The following is a 22,018-nucleotide window of genomic DNA, read 5'->3' on the forward strand; positions in this document are numbered from 1 at the left end:
AATCCATTCTAATTGTTCTTACCTTAAATGCAAAACTGAATTAATATACAAGTGTATTTTTAATCAGGTTATTATTAAAATAATGTCAAATGTCACCAATTACGACTCCTCAGAAGAGCATTTCAATGTCTTAACTCATGGAATTGGTGCAGTGATTGCTCTCATCGCCAGTGTATTATTACTGTATAAAAGCGCTTTTCTCAGTATGGATAAATGGTTCAGTTTATGGATTTATGCATTCAGTCTGATTTTAATGTTGACATGTTCAACGCTGTACCACTGGGCAAAAACCGAAGCTAAACGTCACTGGTACAAAAAACTGGATCATACCGCGATTTATTATCTCATCGCAGGGACATACACACCTTTTTTATATTTAAGTATTCCAACTGCCAAAGCACACTATTTACTGATTGCCTTATGGGGAATTGCGGCCATCGGTACAGTGTTCAAGCTTTGTCTGGCGCACCGTTTCAATAAACTGTCATTGATCGCATATTTACTCATGGGTTGGTTTGCCGTGTTGATGATGGATGATATGCAGCATTATTTACCACATGGCTGCTTAATGCTGCTCATTACTGGTGGATTGGCGTATACGGTCGGTGCATTGTTTTATGCCCTAAAAAAGGTAAGATATACCCATGCAATTTGGCATATTTTTGTACTGATTGGCGCAGGATCACATTTCTTGGCAGTCTATCTATACGCTTTTTCTTAACACCCATCTTTTAGTTGTAGTAACCCTGCTTAAAAGTGTGGTGAATTTCGTATTTTTTAAAAAATTAGGTATTTTTTTAAAAAGATTACGCTGTTAACCATCCCTGTTTTTTTAAGTAAAGGTTGAATTATGGCATCATCGACATCTACAACAGCAGAAGTGCAGGCTGTACCCATAAACTCAAAAGCGCATGTATTGTTAGCGAGTTTAGTGGGTACAACCATTGAGTTCTTTGATTTCTATATTTACGCAACCGCCGCGGTGATTATTTTTCCGCACCTTTTCTTCCCGAGTGGCGATGAAAGCGTTGCCCGCATTCAGTCTCTAGCAACCTTTGCAATTGCCTTTATTGCTCGCCCGATTGGTGCAGCATTATTTGGGCATTTGGGTGATCGTATCGGGCGTAAAGCCACACTGGTTGCAGCCTTACTCACCATGGGCATATCCACCATCAGCATTGGGTTATTACCCACTTATACACAAATTGGCGTAGTTGCACCATTGTTACTGGCACTGTGCCGTTTAGGACAAGGCTTAGGGTTAGGTGGTGAATGGAGCGGTGCGGTTTTACTTGCGACTGAAAATGCGCCTGAAGGCAAACGTGCCTGGTATGGCATGTTCCCTCAACTTGGCGCACCTGTCGGGTTCATTTTAGCAACTGGTTCATTTTTACTACTCAGCGCCTGCATGTCGAATGCGGAATTCATGCAATGGGGCTGGCGTATTCCCTTTATTTCTAGTGCTGTTCTCGTGATTGTGGGTTTATATATTCGACTCAAACTACAAGAAACGCCTGCTTTCCAGAAGGTATTGGACAAGCAAAAAGAAGTCAACATTCCTGTAAAAGATGTTTTCACCAAACATTTCAAGTCACTTTGCTTAGGTACAATTGCTGCAATCTGTACCTTTGTGGTGTTTTATCTCACTACAGTTTTTGCGCTGCAATGGGGAACTACCGAACTAGGTTATACTCGTAATCAGTTCCTTGAAATCCAGTTGGTTGCGACTCTATGTTTTGCAGGAACAATTCCTCTGTCTGCGGTACTTGCTGAAAAATTTGGACGTAAAACCACGTCTATTTTGGTTTGTGCAATCGCCGCGGTGTTTGGGATTTTCTTTGCGCCACTTCTTGCTTCTGGCAGTCTGTTTGCTGTGTTTATATTCTTATGTATTGGCTTAAGTATTATGGGGCTGACCTACGGCCCAATTGGGACAGTGTTGTCTGAACAATTTCCAATTTCAGTACGGTATACAGGCTCAGCCCTCACCTTTAATTTGGCTGGTATTTTAGGTGCTTCTTTTGCTCCGCTCATTGCCACCGAACTAGCAAAAAATTATGGTTTAGCCACTGTAGGCTATTACTTATCTGCGGCGGCTATCCTCTCTCTACTGGCATTTTTATGTATTCGTGAAACCAAAGATCTCAATGTCAACGATCAAGTTTGATACGTTTCAAAATAAAAAAACCAGCAAATAATGCTGGTTTTTTATTGTCTATTTTGCTTATAGCCCGACAAGCAATACTCTTGCGACTTCACCCATAAGTGCTTCAGCGATATACAATGCTAAAAATGCTAGAATTGGGGATAAGTCAATCATACCCATATTGGGCAAAATACGGCGAAATGGCGCAAGCAAAGGTTCTGCCAATTCTTGCACAACTTCAATATACGGAGAGTTTGACTGAGTAAATAATACCACCCACCCCAGTATAATCGTGGCAAAAATCAGATAACGACAAAACGTAATTAAGTCCTGAATCATTGTCACAAAAGTTAAAATAATCAGATGAACTGCGCCATGCGGCATAACACCCGACAAATATGCTACACCCATAATTTTTAACAAATAAATTACCACCAACAAAACCAAAGCAGCGAGATTGACCCGCCCTTTTGCCAATGTCGGAAAAATCGAGCTAAAAATATCTACAATTTTAGTGGCTTTAATGGTAGATAAAACTACAGGGTTATATGGATTTACCATCGCTAATTGCATTAAGAATCTTAAGAACACCAGCAAAATTGCGACATTCATCAAAATACCAAATAGCGTCGAAGTCATTCCCATCGGCTACTTTTCCTACCTTTCAATTTATTTGATACTGTCACTTAATTCTTGAGCCAATTCCTGACTACGTTTTTGAGCAGCAGCCAATGCTGTCTGTATACTTTGTGAAACCTGTGCACGATCAAACACTTCAAGAGCAGCTTGGGTTGTACCATTTGGTGATGTCACATTTTTACGCAGTTCAGCAGGTGTCTTATCACTGCTAATCGCCATTTGTGCAGCACCCAAAGCAGTTTGCAAAGTCAACGCAGCAGCGACTTTTTCATCTAGCCCCATATTCTTGCCAGCGCGAATCATACTTTCCATCAAATAGAAAAAATATGCAGGCCCTGAGCCAGATACTGCGGTCACAGCATCAATTTGTGCTTCAGTATTTACCCAAAGCCCTAGTCCTGTTGCTGCTAAAATTTTACCTGTCAAATTACGATCTTCTTGACTCACCGAAGCATCAGCATACATGCCATGCGCACCTGTTTGTACCAGTGCCGGAGTATTTGGCATGACTCGCACAATACGCTGCGTTCCAGTCAAAGCTGCAATGATCTCAATCGTTACGCCTGCAACAATAGAAATAATTAACTTACCTTCAAACAAACCCTGCAATGGTTTTAAAACATCGACTAAAACCTGTGGTTTCACTGCCAGTACGACCACATCTGCATTTTCAATTGCTTTAGCATTATCAGTAAATACTGCAATATTTTTTTCTTGCAAAATTGAACGAATTTGCTCAACTGGATCTGCAACTTGGATCTGATTTTCAGAAAGACCACGTGAAATTAACCCGCCAATTAAGGCTTGAGCCATATTTCCGCCACCGATAAAACTGATATTGCAATTTAAAGCGCTGTTCATGCTCATACTCGACAATGTTTTTATTACTCATGAATAAGTTTCGGTTGCCACCCGCCATACTGACAGTAGCAAGACTGTGCAAGCCAAAACCCTTGAGGGGTAAAGACTCCTAGAATAACATCATCTTTTGCTAAAATTTGCACCCGATGACGTAACCAAGGAAAAATTTGTGCATCCTGCAAGGCTTTTTTCAGTGGCCATGCACCCACTCGGCCATACAAATGAACCTTTTCCCCTCCTACACGGGGATACAGCATAAGCGGATTATCTAATAATTCAGGCGATAAACCATACTCCAACTCAGCACAGCCATACTCACCTGAGAGCAGTGTAATGGGCTGTTGCTTTGTCCAGCGAATTGGTTGCTGTGCTGGAATCACATCTGTCTGTTTACATAAATACTGCTGTGCCTTTAAACGGTACACCATCGTTTGAAACCGCACATAGTAATATGGCTTTATAAACAGACAGGCTTGCGCATCGGCTCTCGACTGAATCACTTCTTGCTGTAAACGCAGCACAGCATCTAAACTCGGGCGATAAGTCAGTTCACCTTTCATCCATACGGACAGCAATTGTCGTTGCCGTGCAGGCGTCAATTGTTGCAAAGCATCCAGCTTTAAATGTGTATGATCTCCACATTGCTGCCAGTCTTGCCGTACAACCTCTTGTAAAATATCATCTGCGTCCTGCATGAGCTGCGCATTACGAGCCAAAGCCGATTGCATTTTCGGAAAACGCTGTTGCAACATACCCCATAATTGAGTACGACACCATGCCCGATCGTAATGCGGATCGGCATTGGTGGGATCATCAATATAAGGAAGTTGTAGCTGGCTGACCCACTGTACAATCTGTTCACGGGAAATATCCAGTAAAGGCCGCCAAATAGTAAAATCTTCACGCACATCCACAGCACACATGGCTGCTAGACCGCCCACACCCGCTCCTGACAATAACCGCAAAAGCACTGTTTCTGCCTGATCTTGCTGATGATGTGCCAGAACCAATACTTCATCCGTCTGCTTATGCTGCAAAAAGGCAGCATAACGGGCATGACGTGCTTGCTGTTCAAGGTTACCAGAAGCAACTTCGACAGCCTGAACAAGACAAGGAATATGAAACTTATGACAGAAATCTTCGACCATTACACCCCAAGTTTTACTCGGTGCTTGTAATTGATGATCAATATAAATGGCGCGGACACGCTGAGGAAAAAGTGAGTGCATCAAATATAGCAACAGCATGGAATCCATGCCGCCGCTACATCCAATTAGAAAGCTCTGCTGAGAAAAATACTGGTCAGCATCACTTAAGATGCTAGACCTAAGTTGCTGCTTCCAAATTTCATTAAACGTTGATAACGTGCTTCGCATCGTGCTTCAGCATCCATCGGTTGTAATTCTGCCAAGGCCTGAGTGAGCACTTCACGTAAGTTTTCCATGACTTGGTCAGGATTTAAATGCGCACCTTCACCTTCATCAACAATGTGTTCCACAATGCCAATTTTTTGCAATTTGTCAGCAGTCAATGCCAACGCTTCACTAGCTTGTTCAGCTTTCTCGGCAGTTTTCCACAAAATAGATGCACACCCTTCAGGTGAAATCACTGAATAAATACTATGTGACAACATAATCACACGGTCAGCAACACCAATTCCCAAAGCACCACCTGAACCACCTTCACCAAGCACAGTCGCAATCACTGGCACTTTTAGGCGAGAAAGCTGGGCAAGGCTCGTTGCAATCGCTTCTGCTTGACCACGTTCTTCTGCACCAACACCAGGATAAGCACCCATGGTGTCGATAAAGGTAAATACAGGCAAGTTAAAACGCTCAGCGAGGTCAAGTAAACGCTGTGATTTACGATAGCCTTCTGGGTTACACATACCAAAATTGTGTTTTAAACGCTCGCGAGTGGTACGACCACGATGCTGACCAACCACCATAACAGGCTGACCATTAAAACGCGCTAAACCACCAATCATTGCACCATCGTCACCGAAAACGCGGTCACCGTGCAAGGTATCAAACTCATCAAATAATTCACTTGCATAGTCTAAAAACTGCGGGCGGTCAGGATGACGTGCGATTTGTACAGTTTTCCATGCTTTAGATTGAGCAGATTTATTTTTCATAGGTCGAATATTATCCTTAAATTAACCGAATCGAGTTAATCAATAAATTTTTCCGACTGAATGATCAAATCAATGTCCCAATGCTTAAATTGCTCTTGCTCATCGTGCAAATCTGCAACCAGTAATGGCCATTGTTTCGCATCGCCAGAAACAGTTAATTGCCATTGTTGCGCATCCAAGACCTCTAATTCAATGGCAGGAAGCATCTGATCACTACGACTGTGATTGAGTAAAACAGCCAGTCTGAGCAGCAAGCAAAGATAAACTAATGACTGTCCCCCAACCTTTAAAACATCCATTTTGCTTTCACTACGCAATTTACGGCGGTGATGCGCAACCAAATGTGATAGATGATTTTGATCAATTTGCGAGAAGCCAGGAATGTCCGAATGCTGCAACAAATATGCACCATGACGATGATATCCACCATGACTAATCGCTAAACCAATTTCATGCAAATAAGCTGCACGACGTATTAAGTCACTGTCTTCATTGGTTAATTTTAGTTTACTTGCAACCGAATCAAATAAGAATTGAGCAGTTTTTACGACACGTTCCGCTTGTTTCGGATCAGCACTATAACGACCAATCAGTGCCTGTACGCTACGATCTCGGATGTCTTCATGCTTAAAGCGACCCAGCAGGTCATACATCACACCTTCACGCAATGCACCGTCGGAGTACATCAGGCGGTCGATGTCTAAAACTTCAAATGCTGCATATAAAATGGCAACCCCAGCTGGCAAAACTGCTCGACGATCTTCTTTTAAACCATCAAATTCCATTTCTGAAACATGCTTATATTTAAGCAATTTATCTTTAAGTTTTTCTAAGCCTTCACGTGTGACACTTTCTTGTTCATCACTCCAGCCCATGTTGATCATAATCTGGCGGCACGCTTTAATTGTTCCGCTTGAACCTACAACCGTATCCCAACCTTCTGCTTTATAATAATTGGCAATCGCGGAAAGTTCCTTACAGGCTGCAACAAATGCTTTATTAAAGTTTTTATAATTAATTTCACCATCTTCAAAATATTTTTTGGTAAAAGCCACACAACCCATTTGCAAAGATTCGGTATATAAAGGCTCGAATTGTTCGCCGATAATAAACTCGGTTGATCCCCCGCCAATATCAATGACCAAGCGACGCCCACCATTTGCCATGGTATGCGAGACACCTAAATAAATCAGGCGTGCTTCTTCGCGCCCGGCAATAATTTCAATTGGTTTTGGTAAAATTTCAGCAGCTTGCTGAATAAATTCATGCCCATTTTTAGCTTGGCGTAAAGCATTGGTCGCTACAATACGCAAACGATTCGCTTGTACTGAACTTAAACGTCCGACAAAACGTGCCAAACAAGCTAAACCACGCTGTTGGGCCGCCTCGGTTAAATTTTTATTTTCATCCAATCCAGCAGCAAGCTGTACCTTTTCCGACATTGAAACAACTTTCTTAACTTCTCCGTGATCTACACGGGCAATCGCCAAGTGAAAGCTGTTTGACCCCATATCAATTGCAGCGAGCAATTCTTCATCAATCAGAAAATCAGACATTGTGCATAACAAATCAACTTAATTGCTGCTTAGAGTAATTCACTCACTGCAAATTGAAAAGCAGTTTACGGGCTGAACTGCCAGTTTTTCACTAGATTTTCATGATTATTGCTACTGTCGATTAAATCAATCGTGATGATCCATTAGACAAAAAACCAGTAGCGCCTGAGAATGCAACTATTCATCAGACTATGATGTTGAAAATAGCTGTGTAATACTTATATATCAATATAAATAAAGACTGTTATTGACGACTGATCATATTGGAGCATTTATATGTCTAACCTAGTTAATACCACAGACGCAGATTTCAAAGCTGACGTTCTGGATTCTGAAACACCTGTGCTTGTAGATTTTTGGGCTGGTTGGTGTGGTCCTTGTAAAGCGATTGCTCCTGTTCTAGAAGATTTATCTCGCGAGTACGAAGGTAAAGTGAAAGTTGTTAAAGTTGACGTCACTAGCTGTGAAGCAACTGCAGTGAATTACAATATTCGTAATATTCCTGCATTATTGTTGTTCAAAAATGGTGAAGTTGTTGCTCAACAAGTCGGTGCAGTGCCTCGTTCACGCCTTGTTGCATTTATCGACGAAAATATCTAAATCTAAAAAATCCGACAAAATACGCCATTTTTTGCGTATTTTGTTTGGTGTAAATTGACAATTCCCCAGATGTCACTTATATTCTTATTGCTCAAGGAAGGCAAAGCCTTAAGCAAGTCCTTTCTTGCAACACAACAAAAGATCGCCGCTCGGCACTGCAATTGTTTATTTTGATATTCAAACAATGAACTAAACAGATTCTGCGTTTATTGTGCAACTTTCATTGCATGCGGCTGACTCTTGCATTTACTTCCAAATCGTTACTCTAGATGTTCTTACATCGACACACACTGACCACCTATGAATTTAACTGAACTCAAGAAAAAACCGATTGGCGAACTCATTAAAATTGCTGAGTTTATGGGCCTTGAGGGGATGGCGCGTAACCGTAAACAAGATATTATTTTCGCGATTTTAAAACGTCATGCCATGAACGGTGAAGAAATCTTTGGCGATGGTGTTTTAGAAATTTTGTCTGATGGTTTCGGTTTCTTACGTACAGCAGCGGGTTCTTACCTTGCTGGACCTGATGATATTTATGTTAGCCCGTCTCAAATTCGACGTTTTAACCTGCGCACAGGTGACACTATTGCAGGAACCATTCGCCCTCCAAAAGAAGGCGAGCGCTATTTTGCATTATTAAAAGTTAACCAAATTAACTACGATACACCTGAAAATTCACGCAACAAAATTCTGTTTGAAAACTTGACTCCACTTTTCCCGACAGAACAACTGATCATGGAACTCGGAAACGGTTCAACTGAAGATTTAACCGCCCGTGTCGTCGACTTAATCGCGCCAATTGGTAAAGGACAACGTTCAATTATTGTTGCTCCACCAAAAGCGGGTAAAACCATGTTGTTGCAAAATATCGCTCAGTCGATTGTGCGCAATAACCCAGAAGTTTTCTTGATCGTTCTACTCATTGACGAACGTCCAGAAGAAGTCACCGAAATGGAACGCACAGTTCGCGGTGAAGTTGTGGCATCAACTTTTGATGAATCACCAGCGCGCCATGTACAAGTTGCCGAAATGGTCATCGAAAAAGCCAAACGCTTAGTTGAACACAAAAAAGATGTCGTCATCTTACTTGATTCGATTACTCGTTTAGCACGTGCCTACAACACGGTTATTCCATCTTCAGGTAAAGTTTTAACTGGTGGTGTAGATGCTCATGCGCTTGAACGTCCAAAACGCTTCTTTGGTGCAGCACGTAACATTGAAGAAGGTGGATCATTGACCATCATCTCAACTGCATTGATTGAAACAGGCAGTAAAATGGATGATGTGATTTACGAAGAGTTCAAAGGTACGGGTAACCAAGAAATTACACTTGACCGCCGTATTGCTGAAAAACGTGTCTTCCCTGCCATGAACCTGAAAAAATCAGGTACTCGTCGCGAAGAACGCCTCATGAGTGAAGATAATCTGCGCAAAGTCTGGATTCTACGTAAACTACTTCATCCAATGGATGAGTTGACAGCGATGGAGTTTTTACTAGATCGCATGAAAGAAACCAAAACCAATGACGATTTCTTTGAACAAATGAAACGTAAACAATAATTAGTCTGTTATTTTCAAGCCACTAACGCTTTTAGTGGCTTGAAGTTGACAATCATTACATATCTTCACAATCTTTTTACTTATTTGTTAAAATTTATTTTTACTCATTTTTTCATTCATTTCGCCTCAAAGAAAAGTTTGTGCTTTTTTCAATAGTTAGTCCATCATTTATCCAAATGTAATTTGATTTTTTATTGTTATTTTCTGTTAAAACACCCCCTAAAAAACCCATTTTTTTGCGTTTTTTTTTCATTCAGTAGTAGTAATTCAATATAGGCAGTGATAGCATATTGTCATGCCAGCAAACTTGCTCCATGCGTTGTTACCTATCGAACGTATAGGGATAATTAAAGCACAAACAAGTTTGCTTAGGTTTTTTTTGTCTCTAATTTATGAGAGTGATGCCATGTTATTCAAGAAAATTGCTATCGCAGCTGCTGTTGTTACAACTTTAGCTTTCGTTGGTTGTGCTAAGAAAACTCAAGAAGCTGCTCCAGCTTCTGCTCCAGCTTCTGCTGCTGCCGCTGCTTCTGAAGCGACTACTGCTGCATCTGAAGCTACTACTGCTGCTTCTGAAGCTACTGCTGCTGCATCTGATGCTGCTCCAGCTTCTGCTCCAGCTTCTGCTCCAGCTGCTCACTAATTCATCCGAATTTAGTGAAAAAAGAGAGAGTCTAACGACTCTCTTTTTTTATGCCTTAATTTTTGTACAATCATCATGGATTGGACAAATCTGTTGACTTAGCACTCCTTGTAGCAAACCTTTCAATGCCTGCAGTTGCTGTAACTTTTCTTCAATTTCCACCAACTTTCCTTCTAAACAGCCCTGTAAGTGCTCAGCAGACAATTGTTGCTGTTCATCCAACAACTGCACTAACTCTGCGATTTCACTCAACTGAAACCCCAAAGACTTGGCAAGCTTAATCAACTCCAATCGCAACACTATCTGCTCACTATAATGCCGATAACCATTTTCAGCTCGCTGTGCCTTGATGAGTCCAATTTTTTCATAAAATCTTAAGGTATCTCGAGTCAACCCCGTTTGCTTTACCAGTTCATGAATTAGCATCTTTATTTTACTTGACTATAGAGTATGCTCCACAGTTTAAGCTAAATCGCAACACAACCCTACAGGAAAAATAATGGCGATTTTAGTCACAGGTGCAACTGGCTTCTTAGGACGTTTCGTACTTTTAGAATTATTACAGCAAAAACAAGATGTGGTTGCCTTACTTCGCAACCCAGAACAGCAAATGCCTAGCTTATGTAAATGGCTAGAGGAAAAAGGTTGTCACACTGAACATTTAGAATGTATTCAAGGGGATTTAGCGCAAAGTGATTTAGCTATATCCACTTCAGATTGGCAGCGTTTAGCTCAAGTAGATACATTGATCCACACAGGTGTTTTATTTGCATGGAATCTAAGTAAAGTACAGGCCCAAACCACCAATGTTGATGGCAGTTTATCCCTCATTCAATTTTTAAAAGAACGAACAAAACTACAGAGAGTGATATTGATTTCAGGCTATATGCTGACGTTAAAAGCATATTTGCAGCAATATGGTATTGATCTAACACAACCACTGCAAAGTAACTGGCAACAGCTTTACAGCAAACTAGGGGGCTATGAAGCTTCAAAAATTGAAGCACATTTTCGTAGCTTAGCACTTGTTCAACAGCTTAAACTGGACTGGACAGTGATTCACCCTGCTACTTTAATTGGTACTGAAAACACAGGTGAAATTCCAGAGCATCAGGTGTTTACACAAATTGTAAAGCAGATTGCTCAAGGTCAAATGCTCGCTCTCCCTGGCTCAGCTCAGCACACCTTACCGTGGGTGAGTGTTGATTATGTAGCTCAAGGTATTACTCAGTGCTTAAAGGATACATCAAGTTATCAACAGGAAATTCTGCTTGTACATCCACAAAGTTTATCTTTTCATTATGCTGTCAGATTGATTGCGAAGCAGCTCAAAATCCAGCCTCCTCACTTTTGTGTTCCTCTTCCAATACTGGCAACACTACTCAGATGGCAACCACTTGCACAGCGCCTCAATCTCTCTCGGGAAATGCTCGAGTTTTTATGCACTGAACCACTAAATAAATCATATACGGTATGTCATGCATCTCAAGAATCATTAGAAGAACAGCTGATTCAAAGTGTTGCTTGGGTTAAGCAGCATTATTTATAAAAAATAAGGGGTGAATCAATCACCCCTTTTCTTTCCAAGACTCGATTAGTCTTGTTCGATTTCATTACCCACACGCTGTCTAAACTTCTGACCTGCGCGGAAAGTGACTACGCGGCGTGCAGAAATTGGAATTTCTTCGCCAGTTTTCGGGTTGCGACCAGGGCGCTGACGTTTGTCACGTAGTTCAAAGTTCCCAAACCCTGAAAGTTTGACCTGTTCGCCAGCGATTAATGCTTGGCTAATTTCATCAAAGAATAGCTCAACCATTTGTTTGGCTTCACGACGGTTTAAATTCGTAAGCTCGCTTAAATGATCTGCCATTTCTGCTTTTGTTAATGCTGTCATGACGCCCTCAATGTTGCTTGATAAGTGTTTTGCAACACTTCAATGATGTGATCCATACCTGACTTAATTTCAGCATCTTCTAGTGTTCTCGAAGCATGTTGCCACAACAAAGCAAATGCCAACGATCGCTTACCAGCCTCAACCCCTTGTCCAGTGTATACATCGAACAACCACGTTGAATCGAGAAGCTCTCCACCAGTTTGTTGAATTAACTGCTGAATCTCTTTTACCTCAATCTTATCATCAATTAAAAGCGCAATATCACGTCTAACCGACGGAAAACGTGATAATTCTGTAAAATTAGATACATAAGATTGCAAAACAGCCGTTTGATCGAGTTCAGCCACCCAAGTTGTACCCAAATCCAATTCATTTTCCAATGATGGATGCAAACGACCCAAGTAACCAATTGACTGACCATCGACCACAATTTCAGCCGACTGACCAGGATGTAGCCATTCACGGGTCGAACGCTGATACTGAACTTTGACGCGTCCAGCCGCAAGAATTTGCTCAACTTCACCTTTCAGGTCAAAGAAGTCCATTGGCTGAGTTTTCACATGCCACTGCTCTGGTGCAGACGAACCTACTGCAATTAACGCCAGCGTCGGGATTTGTTGAAGCTCATCGATATTGGTTGCATTTTGATAATCAAAGCGCAAACCTAGCTCAAAGAAGCGCACACGGTTTTGCTGACGATTCAAATTGTATTGGACACAAGGAATCAAACTTGACAGCAAAGTGCTGCGCATTACCGCCAAATCACTCGAAATTGGATTTGCCAATGCCAATGGTTGTACATTTGGATTGAGCTGTTTTTCCAATTTCAAATCAGCAAAACTAAAACTGATCGCTTCCTGATAACCCAAAGTTGCGATAGTTTGACGTAATTGAGCCAATTCAAAACGGTCTTGATATGTCGCCAATTGCACGTCAATTTTTGGCAAGCTGATTTGAATGTTGTCATAGCCGTGAATACGTGCTACTTCTTCAATCAAGTCTTGGTAGATTGCCATGTCATAACGGTGTGATGGCGGCACAACCAACCACTCACCTTGTGCTTTGACTGTTACTGCACAACCTAAACGGGTTAAAGCATCAGTAATAAAGTCACTTGCTACGGTATAACCTAGCAATTGATCGACCTGAGCCTGATTCAATTCAATCGCTTCACGTTTTGGCAATAGGTCTGTTTGTTCAGCTACAGTTACAGGACCAAATTCACCACCTGCAAGCTGTTGAATCAACTGTGATGCACGATTCATTGCCAAGATTGGTAATTCAAAGTCTACGCCACGTTCAAAACGCTGAGATGAATCAGTGTGCAAACCAAAACGGCGCGCACGTCCTGCAATTGCAAGCGGATTGAAGAATGCGCTTTCAAGGAAAATATCTTGGGTGTCATCGGTCACGCTTGATGCCAGACCACCCATGATCCCTGCGATTGCCAAAGCTTTTGCATCATCTGCAATCACCATGACATCTTCATTCAACTCAACTTCTTGCTCATTGAGCAATTGCAACTTTTCTTGTGCTGTCGCTTGACGAACCTGTATCGCACCTTCAAGTTTTGCCAAGTCAAATGCATGCATTGGCTGACCGAGTTCAAGCAAGACGTAGTTAGTGATATCCACCAAAATACTATGCGTGCGTACACCTGAACGAGTTAAAGCTTGCTCCATCCATTCTGGTGTCGCTGCTTTCACGTTGACATTTTTAATCACACGACCCAAATAACGTGGTGCGCCTTGAGTCGTCACAACGACTGCTTTTTCATCGGCAATAGTAGCTGCAACAGGTTGAATCTCAGGTTGAGTCACTGGCAATTGGTTAATTACCCCAATTTCACGCGCAATCCCACGGATACTAAAGCAGTCACCACGGTTTGGTGTAATTGAAATATCAATGACGTTGTCATCAAGTTTCAAGTATTCACGAATGTTGACACCAATTGGCGCATCTTCAGGCAACTCAAGCAAACCATCGATTTTATCTTCAAGGTCAATCTCTGAAGCACCGCACAACATACCGTGTGATTCAATACCACGAAGCTTGCCTTTTTTGATTTTGAAATCGCCTGGCAACACCGCACCAATGGTTGCAACAGGTGCTTTCATGCCTACACGCACGTTTGGCGCACCGCATACGATTTGCAACGGCTCACCTGAACCAATGTTCACTGTGGTTACACGTAAGCGGTCTGCATCTGGATGTTGCTCTACCGTCAACACCTCACCCACCACAACGCCTGTAAATGCTTTGGCTACAGGTGCAAGCTCATCGACTTCCAAGCCGAGCATGGTCAGTTGTTCTGATAATGTATTACTATCGATTGCTGGGTTGACCCATGTGCGCAGCCAGTTTTCGCTAATTTTCATTTCGTAAAGAACCTATATATCTAAAATCTTTAATCCTCTCTCTAGTCCAACTTCCACATTTTGTCGAAAAACCCATTCTTTAATGCGGAGCCCCTCTATTTTTTAAAGGAGAGATTAGGAGAGGATTTAAAAAAAATCTGTTTAAGCAAATTGGCGCAAGAAACGCACATCATTTTGGTAGAACATACGCAAGTCATTGATACCATAACGCAACATTGCAAAACGCTCTACACCAAGACCAAAGGCAAAACCTTTATATTTTTCAGGGTCAATTCCTGCTGAGCGAAGAACATTTGGATGCACCATGCCACAACCTAAAACTTCCAACCAGCGACCACGCTCATCCATAATATCCACTTCTGCGCTTGGCTCAGTAAATGGGAAATACGATGGACGGAAACGCACTTTCAAATCTTTTTCAAAGAATTCATTCAGCAAGTTAACCAACAAGCCTTTCAATTCAGCAAAGCTCGTGTTTTCTGCCACATACAACCCTTCAATTTGATGGAACATCGGTGAATGCGTTTGGTCAGAGTCACAACGGTAAACACGACCTGGGCAGACAATACGAATCGGCGGTTGTGTGGTTTCCATGGTACGGATTTGCACACCAGAAGTATGGGTACGTAGCAAATGCGATGCATCAAAATAGAAAGTGTCGTGCATGGCACGTGCAGGGTGATGTCCTGGAATGTTGAGCGCTTCAAAGTTATGATAATCGTCTTCAACTTCAGGCCCTGTTGCAACGGTAAAACCCGCCTTGGTAAAGAACTGGCAAATACGCTCTTGTACTTGCGTCACAGGGTGAATACTGCCCATACTCTGACCACGACCTGGTAAGGTAATGTCGATGGTTTCACTCGCCAGTTTGGCAGTTAATGCTTGTTGTTGTAATGCAGTTTGGCGCTCAGTCAAAGCGTTATTGATTGCTTCACGAACAGCATGAATTTTTGCACCTTCAACTTTACGTTGTTCAGGATCCATTTTTCCTAAGGCTTTTGACTGCTCTGCAAGCTGACTCTTCTTACCTGTAAACTGCACTCGTACTTGGTCAAGTGTAGCAAGATCTTGAGCTGCAGCAATTGCATCCAGCGCTTCAGTGGTCAGGGCTTCCAGTGACATAATTTCTCTCAAAGCATCAATGTTAAAAAATAAATTAAACTTGTCATTCTAACAGCTTTTCAGCATATTGATGAGCTTTGTACACGATGAAAATTCTAATACCATCCTGATTTGTAAAAAGTATAAAATATTGTGATAGTAATCCTGAGAAACACTATGGCACTCGACCCGATTTGGAAACAACAACTTACTTTAGTGACCTATGGCAATGAATATCTGTCCCATGGTCTGAGTGTACAACAATGGCGAGAGCTTCCCATTTTTGAGGAGCATGCCTTTGCGTTTCGTGACCTGATGTCACAGCATTTGCTGGCACAGCACTTTCAAATTTGGTTAGAAAATCTAAAAAAACAAGGAGCAACTCGCCTGAGTTTACATGCTTCAAGCATGCTCAACGATGAAAAAAATCCAAATCCAAACATTGAGTTACTTCCCTATTCGCATTTTATTGTTAGTCATCATGACAAGAAAAAAATGGCATGGGTGTTTGGTAATGAACTGGCAGAATGGTTTAATGCCGAACAGGAGTTTCTCATTCCAAGTGCTCAACAAAGCCCTATTCGCCAAGAAACACTGTGGAATTTTGACTTAAATAGCAAACTCTACAAAAAAATCCAGATCGACCTACAAGCCCCTGATTGGGAACGGATTCAGCAATATCTTACCCAAGAGCTATTCAATACCACTTATGCTCAGACTGTTCAGCAACAACGCTTTATTGAACAGCACTACACAGGCTTTAATCTGACCCAGCCACAAAAGATTGCGATTGACCTAGAAGAAAAGTCAGCACTGTTACCTGCACAATATCGGGCGAATTTAAGCAATGAATTACTGATCAAACTTGAAGCCTTAGAGCTTGATCTTGCTGAGCAAGCGAAAGTTCATAAGGAAGAAAATCAGGTCTTTTCATCCGTCGATGAACAGCGTGCATTTAAGCATTTTTCGGTAAAGCTTGATGATTTATTCAGTAAATTTATTGTTAAAACTGCCAACCACTACCAAACGGCACAGCGTAAAGTCGTAGAACCTGAAACGCCATTTGACGCGCCAGCACCACAAGCTCAAACAACATCCTATTCAGGTTTACATCTGCATAAAGCAGCAACCAGCGAACAGCATAAGCCTCAGATTTCAAACAAAAATGTGATTGCTTTAGTGGTCATTACAGTGTTGATCTGCGCTTTGGCATATTATTTTGGTTTTTAATGAGATAACGGATTGGTATATCTTGAAGATGTACCAATCTTTTGATTGACTTAACCTTGTTTTAATCTACAACAATTATAAAAAACCATATCGATTATATTCTTCTTAGTGGCTATTTAAAGGATAAAACCATGCAGATAAACTTCGCTCGTTTAAGCCATTTTGCTCTAGTTGCTACTGTATTAAGTTTACCTATTACCAGTTGGGCACAACCGACTTCTTCATCTGAAGATAACACCCATGAAGTCAATCAACGCCTCGATTTTCTATATGGTAAGCATCAGCCTTATCAAAAGTTTTTGAAAGACTTTCAAACTGCAACCTATGAACATCATAAAAACCAAGTGGTTGCGATGATCAACTACCCCATAAAAATCAATTTAAATGGCAAGAAAATCACGTTTAAATCACGTCAAGACTTACTCAAACGTTACGATGAAATCTTTGATCCAATGCTGGTCAAAACCATTCAGGAACAAAAATATGAAAATTTGTTTGCAAACACACATGGCGTCATGATTGGGGAAAGTGGTGAAATTTGGTTCTCAGGTTTTTGTCTCGATAAAGACTGCAAGAAAGTTGAAATTAAAGTGATTACCATCAACAAATAAACCCAGATGAGTCAATCTCATGCAATCTTTTAAAGCAAAATGTTGACTAAATTTAACAATATCGCCCTGCATTACGATCTAAAAATGCTGTACAATCCAAATGCTTTTATAATAAATGCACTCGGGTATCACTAGACAAAATAACTTTTACCTATAATATCAATATCTTGTAGCATATATCACTCAAAAACAGACCATTTAATTTTACCCTTGTTGCTAGGCAAGCACTAAATTACTTATCTAGTGCCGATCATGTGTATTGATGATTGTTCTGATTATTCAACAGGCTTTGCACAATGCTTGGTTTTTATTATTTTTACCCAATAAAAAAGACCGCAAAATGCGGTCTTTTTTTGAATCTCTAAGCTTATGCAGCTAAAGCAGTTTTAGCTTTTTCAGCTAAAGCAGCGAAAGCAACTGCATCATGCATAGCGATGTCAGCTAATACGCGACGGTCGATGATCACTTGAGCTTTTTTCAAGCCATCGATCATGCGGCTGTAAGACAAACCGTTTTGACGAGCACCAGCGTTGATACGCGCAATCCATAGAGCACGGAATTGACGTTTTTTCTGACGACGGTCACGGTAAGCGTATTGACCAGCTTTGATTACCGCTTGGAACGCTACGCGATAAACGCGTGAACGAGCACCATAGTAACCTTTAGCACGAGCAAGAATTTTTTTGTGACGACGATGAGCCACTACACCACGTTTTACACGAGCCATTTATAAATCTCCTTAGATGTATGGGCACATACGACGAACTGAAGCAACGTCACTCACGTGAACCATTACACAGCCGCGCAACTGACGAATACGCTTAGCAGATTTTTTGGTCAAAATGTGGCGTTTGAACGCTTGTTTACGCTTGAAACCGTTAGCAGTCGCTTTGAAACGTTTAGCTGCACCACGGCGAGTTTTTAACTTAGCCATAACAACCTCTTTAAGCACCTGTTCGGCTCGTTTGCACCATTGCAATAACGACCTGCAGGTAAGGAAGGCAGTATTTTATAGTAAGTTTGCTCAAAACGAAAGCATTTCTCCTGTTAATTTTTTGCACGATCTTGCAATTCTTCAAACAAAATTTGTCATCAATTTGAGTGGCTATTTTTTTAAATCTTTCATGTTGCCAAAGCATGCTCAACCAATGCTACAGACGAATTTATATTACAGAGCAAAACAAGCTAAGTGATGGACACGGTGTTATTCAATCCTGATTAAAACAACTCATTAGGCTGTTACACGCATCAAATCCTACAAAGCCAGCATAAAGCTTGAGCCACCCCTGCCACATTATTTTTTGTGAATATGATGAATGAATTTATCTTAAAAATTTATATCAATTTCCACTATATTTAATAGTTAAAATCTCAAATCATGAGAGTAATATTAGCTCATTATCGCTATAATCGACTTCTTTACCTCGCTTATATTCTAATATCATGCACACAAAACAGGATGCTTTTGCTGCACTTCGCTATCGCGATTTTTCCATTATTACGATTAACCAACTCTGCTTAACTCTCGGGATTCTCATTCAGGAAGTGATTGTCGGATACAGTCTTTATCAGATTACCAAAGACCCGCTAACCCTCGGTATGATTGGCCTGGCAGAAGCTATTCCCTTTATTACCCTGTCTTTATGGGGCGGTTATTTTGCGGATAAATTCAATAAACAGACCATCATGAAAATCTGTTTATTTTTCTCTTTTCCATTGCCTCTCATACTTTGGGCACTCTTTCATCGTTATGATACCCAGCTCATTTCAGTTGAAATGCTCAAATGGGGAATTTATGGCGTTATTTTTGGTTTTGGGATTATTCGTGGGTTTTATTCACCCGCTGCAACCTCACTCAAACCTTTTCTGATTCCACGTGAACTCTATACCAATGGTGCAACATGGACCACGATTGGCTGGCAAAGTGGCGTGATTTTAGGGCCAATGCTTGGTGGCTTCATGTTAGCAGGTTTAGGATGTGAAACTAGTTTACTCACCGTTGCAGCACTGATGTTTACCTGCTTTTGTTTGGTGAATTTACTACAAAAACGCCAATTTCCTGCGATGGAGAAAGCCGCCCTTTGGTCAAGCATGCAAGAAGGCTTCCGTTTTATCTGGAATACCAAAATTGTACTATGGGCAATCTCGCTAGATTTGGTTTCAGTATTGTTTGGTGGCGTCATTGCATTACTCCCCATTTTCGCTTCAGATATTCTAAAGACAGGGCCTGAAGGCTTGGGGTTATTACGTGCTGCACCTTCGATTGGAGCACTCATCACCATGCTGTTGCTGACCCGTTTTCCACCCACTCAACATGCATGGCGCAATATGCTTTTGGCTGTGGCAGGGTTTGGCATATTTACACTCATGTTTGCTTTTTCAAACCAAATGTGGCTCTCACTGTTTGCACTGCTCATGACGGGTGCTTGTGACAGCATTTCGGTTGTCATTCGCCAGACAATTTTACAACTCTACCCACCAGAAAATATGCGAGGTCGTGTAGCCGCAGTCAACGGCATGTTTGTCTCTAGTAGTAATGAGCTCGGCGCGTTTGAATCAGGTTTGGCTGCCAAATACATGGGCACCATCACTGCAACCATTTTCGGGGGATGTATGACTCTAGCTGTCGTCATTTTAAGCTGGATTAAAACATCTGAACTGTTTGATGTAGATGTCAATAAAAGCTCTCAGCATTGATTTCATGAGGGAAAGGAATATCTTTTCCCTCAAATCATCCAAACATACCTAAATATAAAATATACAGACATATATATCGCCCAGCTTTGGCAATTGTCACTATTCCCAATAATCGCCAAAAATTTTCCTGCATTAGGCCTGCAATCAGGGTAATCGGATCACCAATAATTGGTGTCCAGCTCAATAATAATGAATAAAAACCATATTGATGATACATTTTTTGAGCTTGTTCTAGCCGAGGCTCAGACACTGGAAACCATTTTTTATGCTTAAAATGCTCAATTCTTAGCCCTAACCACCAATTCACACATGAGCCTAAAACATTACCAACAGTGGCCGCGAACAACAAAAATAGAGGATTGTGATGACCTTGCACCAGTAAAGTCATCAGCACCGCTTCTGACTGTAAAGGAAGTAACGTTGCAGCCCCAAAAGCAGAGATAAACAGCAACCAATAACTCATGAGACCCAAGGAGAACAAGTAAAAAACTATACGTGTATCGACAATGCTTTTTGAACCGCTGGACGGGCGTTCATACGTTGCATATAGGCTTTTACATTTGGAAAATCATCTAACTCAATACTTTGCCATTCATAACGGCATAGCCACGGGAAAATTGCCATATCTGCAATTGAGTACTCCCCTGCCACATAGTCTAGACCAATCAGTTGCTTTTCAAGTACGCCATATAAGCGTTTACTTTCATTGATATAACGATCAATTGCATAGGGAATTTTTTCTTTGGCAAACCGGTTAAAATGATGGTTTTGCCCGAGCATTGGCCCCAAGCCACCCATTTGCCACATCAGCCATTGTTCCACCTCAACGCGCTGCTGTTCATCCGTTGGGTAAAACAATCCCGTTTTTCGTCCAAGATATTGCAAAATAGCACCTGATTCGAACACAGAGATAGGTTCACCGCACGGGCCATTCTGATCAACAATCGCGGGGATTTTATTATTTGGAGAGATTTTTAGAAAGTCTGGTTGGAATTGATCATTTTCCGAAATATTGATTGGGAAAATTTGATATTCAAGTCCCATTTCTTCAAGTGCGATCGTTACTTTATGACCATTGGGTGTACCCCAATAATATACATCAATCATTCGAAGTCCTTTGTCTATTTGAGTCAATCAGTTTTCGTTCGCCTGTTATATCATGTTTTTATAAAAGGGCTAAAACTATAAAACTGATAAAAATAATCAATTTATTGAGATAAAAAATTAATTTAAAATCGTATTATGAGAATTTAAAAATCATTTAAAGATAAATATTGCTACTCATATTACATTTATAATACGCAATTACATCGGAACAGACCATTCAGCTCAGTTGAACCTCGAGTAACTCCAATAAAAAAAGCACCGCCAAAACTAGCAGTGCTTTTTCACGTCAAAGCAAGCTGTTACTTTTTCTTTTTAGGTCCAAGTAACATGCCCATTTGGCGACCTTCCATTTTTGGTGCCTGTTCAACAACACCCCATTCAGCCACGTCTGTTTCAATTTTTTGTAATTGAGCTAGACCCAGTTGTTGGTGTGCCATTTCACGACCACGGAAACGCAAGGTAATTTTAACCTTGTTACCTTCTTCCAAGAAACGGAGGATTGCACGTAGTTTAACGTTGTAATCCCCAATATCAGTTCCAGGGCGCAACTTGATTTCTTTAACTTGCACTTGGTGCTGTTTTTTCTTTGCATCTTTTTGCTTTTGCTTAAGATCAAACAAGTGCTTGTTAAAATCCATGATTTTACAAACAGGTGGCTCTGCATTTGCAACGATCTCAACAAGGTCAAGATCAGCATCTTCTGCAGCTCGCAATGCTTCATTTAATGAAACAATCCCTTTTTGTTCACCTTCAGCATCAATGAGCCGTACCTCTTTGGCACGAATCTCAGTGTTCAATGCTGGACGATTGCTTTTACCACCTTGTTGTTGGTTACGATCAGGCTGTTTAATCTTT

The 22,018-nt window shown here is 41.1% G+C and carries 23 protein-coding genes; 9 read left to right on the top strand and 14 right to left on the bottom strand.

Going from position 1 to position 22,018, the window contains the following annotated elements; genetic code table 11:
- Nucleotides 1-82: 82 nt before the first annotated feature.
- Together trhA and E0H77_RS07715 are read left to right on the top strand one after the other, a co-directional pair.
- Complete coding sequence (gene trhA / locus E0H77_RS07710) at nucleotides 83-721, top strand: PAQR family membrane homeostasis protein TrhA (protein WP_131376558.1); 639 nt, start codon at nucleotides 83-85, stop codon at nucleotides 719-721.
- Between the two features lie 129 nt (nucleotides 722-850).
- Nucleotides 851-2,167, top strand: coding sequence for an MFS transporter (locus E0H77_RS07715; protein ID WP_131376561.1), 1,317 nt, complete (start codon nucleotides 851-853; stop codon nucleotides 2,165-2,167).
- A gap of 57 nt (nucleotides 2,168-2,224) precedes the next feature.
- On the opposite strand, the gene E0H77_RS07720 is transcribed toward E0H77_RS07715, so the two are convergent.
- Genes E0H77_RS07720 through ppx form a run of 5 tightly spaced genes read right to left on the bottom strand, consistent with a single transcriptional unit; the run spans nucleotide 2,225 to nucleotide 7,339 of the window.
- On the bottom strand, nucleotides 2,225-2,791 hold the full coding sequence (locus E0H77_RS07720) for a YggT family protein (protein WP_131376564.1): 567 nt from the start codon (nucleotides 2,789-2,791) through the stop codon (nucleotides 2,225-2,227).
- 24 nt (nucleotides 2,792-2,815) lie between these two features.
- Complete coding sequence (gene proC, locus E0H77_RS07725) at nucleotides 2,816-3,652, bottom strand: pyrroline-5-carboxylate reductase (protein WP_171478327.1); 837 nt, start codon at nucleotides 3,650-3,652, stop codon at nucleotides 2,816-2,818.
- Nucleotides 3,653-3,669: 17 nt separating this feature from the next.
- Entirely contained in the window at nucleotides 3,670-5,022 is a 1,353-nt protein-coding gene (tilS, locus tag E0H77_RS07730) for a tRNA lysidine(34) synthetase TilS (protein ID WP_131376570.1), read from the bottom strand.
- Complete coding sequence (locus tag E0H77_RS07735) at nucleotides 4,959-5,783, bottom strand: acetyl-CoA carboxylase carboxyltransferase subunit alpha (protein ID WP_131314600.1); 825 nt, start codon at nucleotides 5,781-5,783, stop codon at nucleotides 4,959-4,961. The genes tilS and E0H77_RS07735 overlap by 64 nt, the downstream gene beginning before the upstream one ends.
- A 35-nt stretch (nucleotides 5,784-5,818) precedes the next feature.
- Complete coding sequence (gene ppx / locus E0H77_RS07740) at nucleotides 5,819-7,339, bottom strand: exopolyphosphatase (RefSeq protein ID WP_131314601.1); 1,521 nt, start codon at nucleotides 7,337-7,339, stop codon at nucleotides 5,819-5,821.
- A 276-nt stretch (nucleotides 7,340-7,615) separates the two neighbouring features.
- Here ppx and trxA point away from each other — a divergent pair, with 276 nt between their 5' ends.
- The 3 genes from trxA (at nucleotide 7,616) to E0H77_RS07755 (ending at nucleotide 10,145) form a co-directional block, all read left to right on the top strand.
- Entirely contained in the window at nucleotides 7,616-7,939 is a 324-nt protein-coding gene (gene trxA / locus E0H77_RS07745) for a thioredoxin (protein WP_004903471.1), read from the top strand.
- 300 nt (nucleotides 7,940-8,239) lie between these two features.
- Complete coding sequence (gene rho, locus E0H77_RS07750; protein ID WP_004753649.1) at nucleotides 8,240-9,502, top strand: transcription termination factor Rho; 1,263 nt, start codon at nucleotides 8,240-8,242, stop codon at nucleotides 9,500-9,502.
- A gap of 406 nt (nucleotides 9,503-9,908) precedes the next feature.
- On the top strand, nucleotides 9,909-10,145 hold the full coding sequence (locus tag E0H77_RS07755) for a hypothetical protein (protein ID WP_131376573.1): 237 nt from the start codon (nucleotides 9,909-9,911) through the stop codon (nucleotides 10,143-10,145).
- Nucleotides 10,146-10,193: 48 nt separating this feature from the next.
- Here E0H77_RS07755 and E0H77_RS07760 read toward each other — a convergent pair whose 3' ends face one another.
- Nucleotides 10,194-10,571, bottom strand: a complete 378-nt coding sequence (locus E0H77_RS07760) for a MerR family transcriptional regulator (protein ID WP_228258306.1) — start codon at nucleotides 10,569-10,571, stop codon at nucleotides 10,194-10,196.
- Between the two features lie 73 nt (nucleotides 10,572-10,644).
- On the opposite strand from E0H77_RS07760, the gene E0H77_RS07765 reads away from it, so the two are divergent.
- Complete coding sequence (locus tag E0H77_RS07765) at nucleotides 10,645-11,694, top strand: SDR family oxidoreductase (RefSeq protein WP_131376576.1); 1,050 nt, start codon at nucleotides 10,645-10,647, stop codon at nucleotides 11,692-11,694.
- A gap of 45 nt (nucleotides 11,695-11,739) precedes the next feature.
- On the opposite strand, the gene E0H77_RS07770 is transcribed toward E0H77_RS07765, so the two are convergent.
- The 3 genes from E0H77_RS07770 to pheS all read right to left on the bottom strand — a co-directional run bounded on the left by E0H77_RS07770 (nucleotide 11,740) and on the right by pheS (nucleotide 15,539).
- Nucleotides 11,740-12,039: an integration host factor subunit alpha gene (locus E0H77_RS07770; RefSeq protein WP_004753656.1), complete on the bottom strand. Its 300-nt coding sequence runs from the start codon at nucleotides 12,037-12,039 to the stop codon at nucleotides 11,740-11,742.
- Entirely contained in the window at nucleotides 12,036-14,417 is a 2,382-nt protein-coding gene (pheT, locus tag E0H77_RS07775) for a phenylalanine--tRNA ligase subunit beta (RefSeq protein ID WP_131376579.1), read from the bottom strand. The genes E0H77_RS07770 and pheT overlap by 4 nt, the downstream gene beginning before the upstream one ends.
- A gap of 141 nt (nucleotides 14,418-14,558) precedes the next feature.
- Nucleotides 14,559-15,539, bottom strand: coding sequence for a phenylalanine--tRNA ligase subunit alpha (pheS, locus tag E0H77_RS07780; RefSeq protein ID WP_004903459.1), 981 nt, complete (start codon nucleotides 15,537-15,539; stop codon nucleotides 14,559-14,561).
- 156 nt (nucleotides 15,540-15,695) lie between these two features.
- Between pheS and E0H77_RS07785 the strand changes: the two genes are divergently transcribed.
- Complete coding sequence (locus E0H77_RS07785; protein WP_131376582.1) at nucleotides 15,696-16,748, top strand: hypothetical protein; 1,053 nt, start codon at nucleotides 15,696-15,698, stop codon at nucleotides 16,746-16,748.
- A 131-nt stretch (nucleotides 16,749-16,879) separates the two neighbouring features.
- A complete protein-coding gene (locus E0H77_RS07790; protein WP_131376585.1) occupies nucleotides 16,880-17,359 on the top strand; it encodes a hypothetical protein in 480 nt (159 codons plus the stop codon).
- A 367-nt stretch (nucleotides 17,360-17,726) separates the two neighbouring features.
- Here E0H77_RS07790 and rplT read toward each other — a convergent pair whose 3' ends face one another.
- Both rplT and rpmI read right to left on the bottom strand, forming a co-directional pair.
- Nucleotides 17,727-18,086: a 50S ribosomal protein L20 gene (gene rplT, locus E0H77_RS07795; protein ID WP_045794202.1), complete on the bottom strand. Its 360-nt coding sequence runs from the start codon at nucleotides 18,084-18,086 to the stop codon at nucleotides 17,727-17,729.
- A 12-nt stretch (nucleotides 18,087-18,098) separates the two neighbouring features.
- The gene (rpmI, locus tag E0H77_RS07800) at nucleotides 18,099-18,293 is read right to left on the bottom strand and encodes a 50S ribosomal protein L35 (protein WP_001096359.1); all 195 of its coding nucleotides are present in this window, start codon (nucleotides 18,291-18,293) and stop codon (nucleotides 18,099-18,101) included.
- Nucleotides 18,294-18,802: 509 nt separating this feature from the next.
- Between rpmI and E0H77_RS07805 the strand changes: the two genes are divergently transcribed.
- Nucleotides 18,803-20,056, top strand: coding sequence for an MFS transporter (locus tag E0H77_RS07805; protein ID WP_131376588.1), 1,254 nt, complete (start codon nucleotides 18,803-18,805; stop codon nucleotides 20,054-20,056).
- Between the two features lie 34 nt (nucleotides 20,057-20,090).
- On the opposite strand, the gene E0H77_RS07810 is transcribed toward E0H77_RS07805, so the two are convergent.
- The 3 genes from E0H77_RS07810 to infC all read right to left on the bottom strand — a co-directional run bounded on the left by E0H77_RS07810 (nucleotide 20,091) and on the right by infC (nucleotide 22,014).
- Complete coding sequence (locus E0H77_RS07810; RefSeq protein WP_131376591.1) at nucleotides 20,091-20,519, bottom strand: YqaA family protein; 429 nt, start codon at nucleotides 20,517-20,519, stop codon at nucleotides 20,091-20,093.
- A 26-nt stretch (nucleotides 20,520-20,545) separates the two neighbouring features.
- Complete coding sequence (locus E0H77_RS07815) at nucleotides 20,546-21,163, bottom strand: glutathione S-transferase N-terminal domain-containing protein (protein ID WP_131376594.1); 618 nt, start codon at nucleotides 21,161-21,163, stop codon at nucleotides 20,546-20,548.
- A 299-nt stretch (nucleotides 21,164-21,462) separates the two neighbouring features.
- A complete protein-coding gene (gene infC / locus E0H77_RS07820; RefSeq protein WP_081399815.1) occupies nucleotides 21,463-22,014 on the bottom strand; it encodes a translation initiation factor IF-3 in 552 nt (183 codons plus the stop codon).
- Between the last annotated feature and the right edge of the window lie 4 nt (nucleotides 22,015-22,018).

It is taken from the genome of Acinetobacter brisouioides, assembly GCF_004331075.1.
Lineage (GTDB): Bacteria > Pseudomonadota > Gammaproteobacteria > Pseudomonadales > Moraxellaceae > Acinetobacter.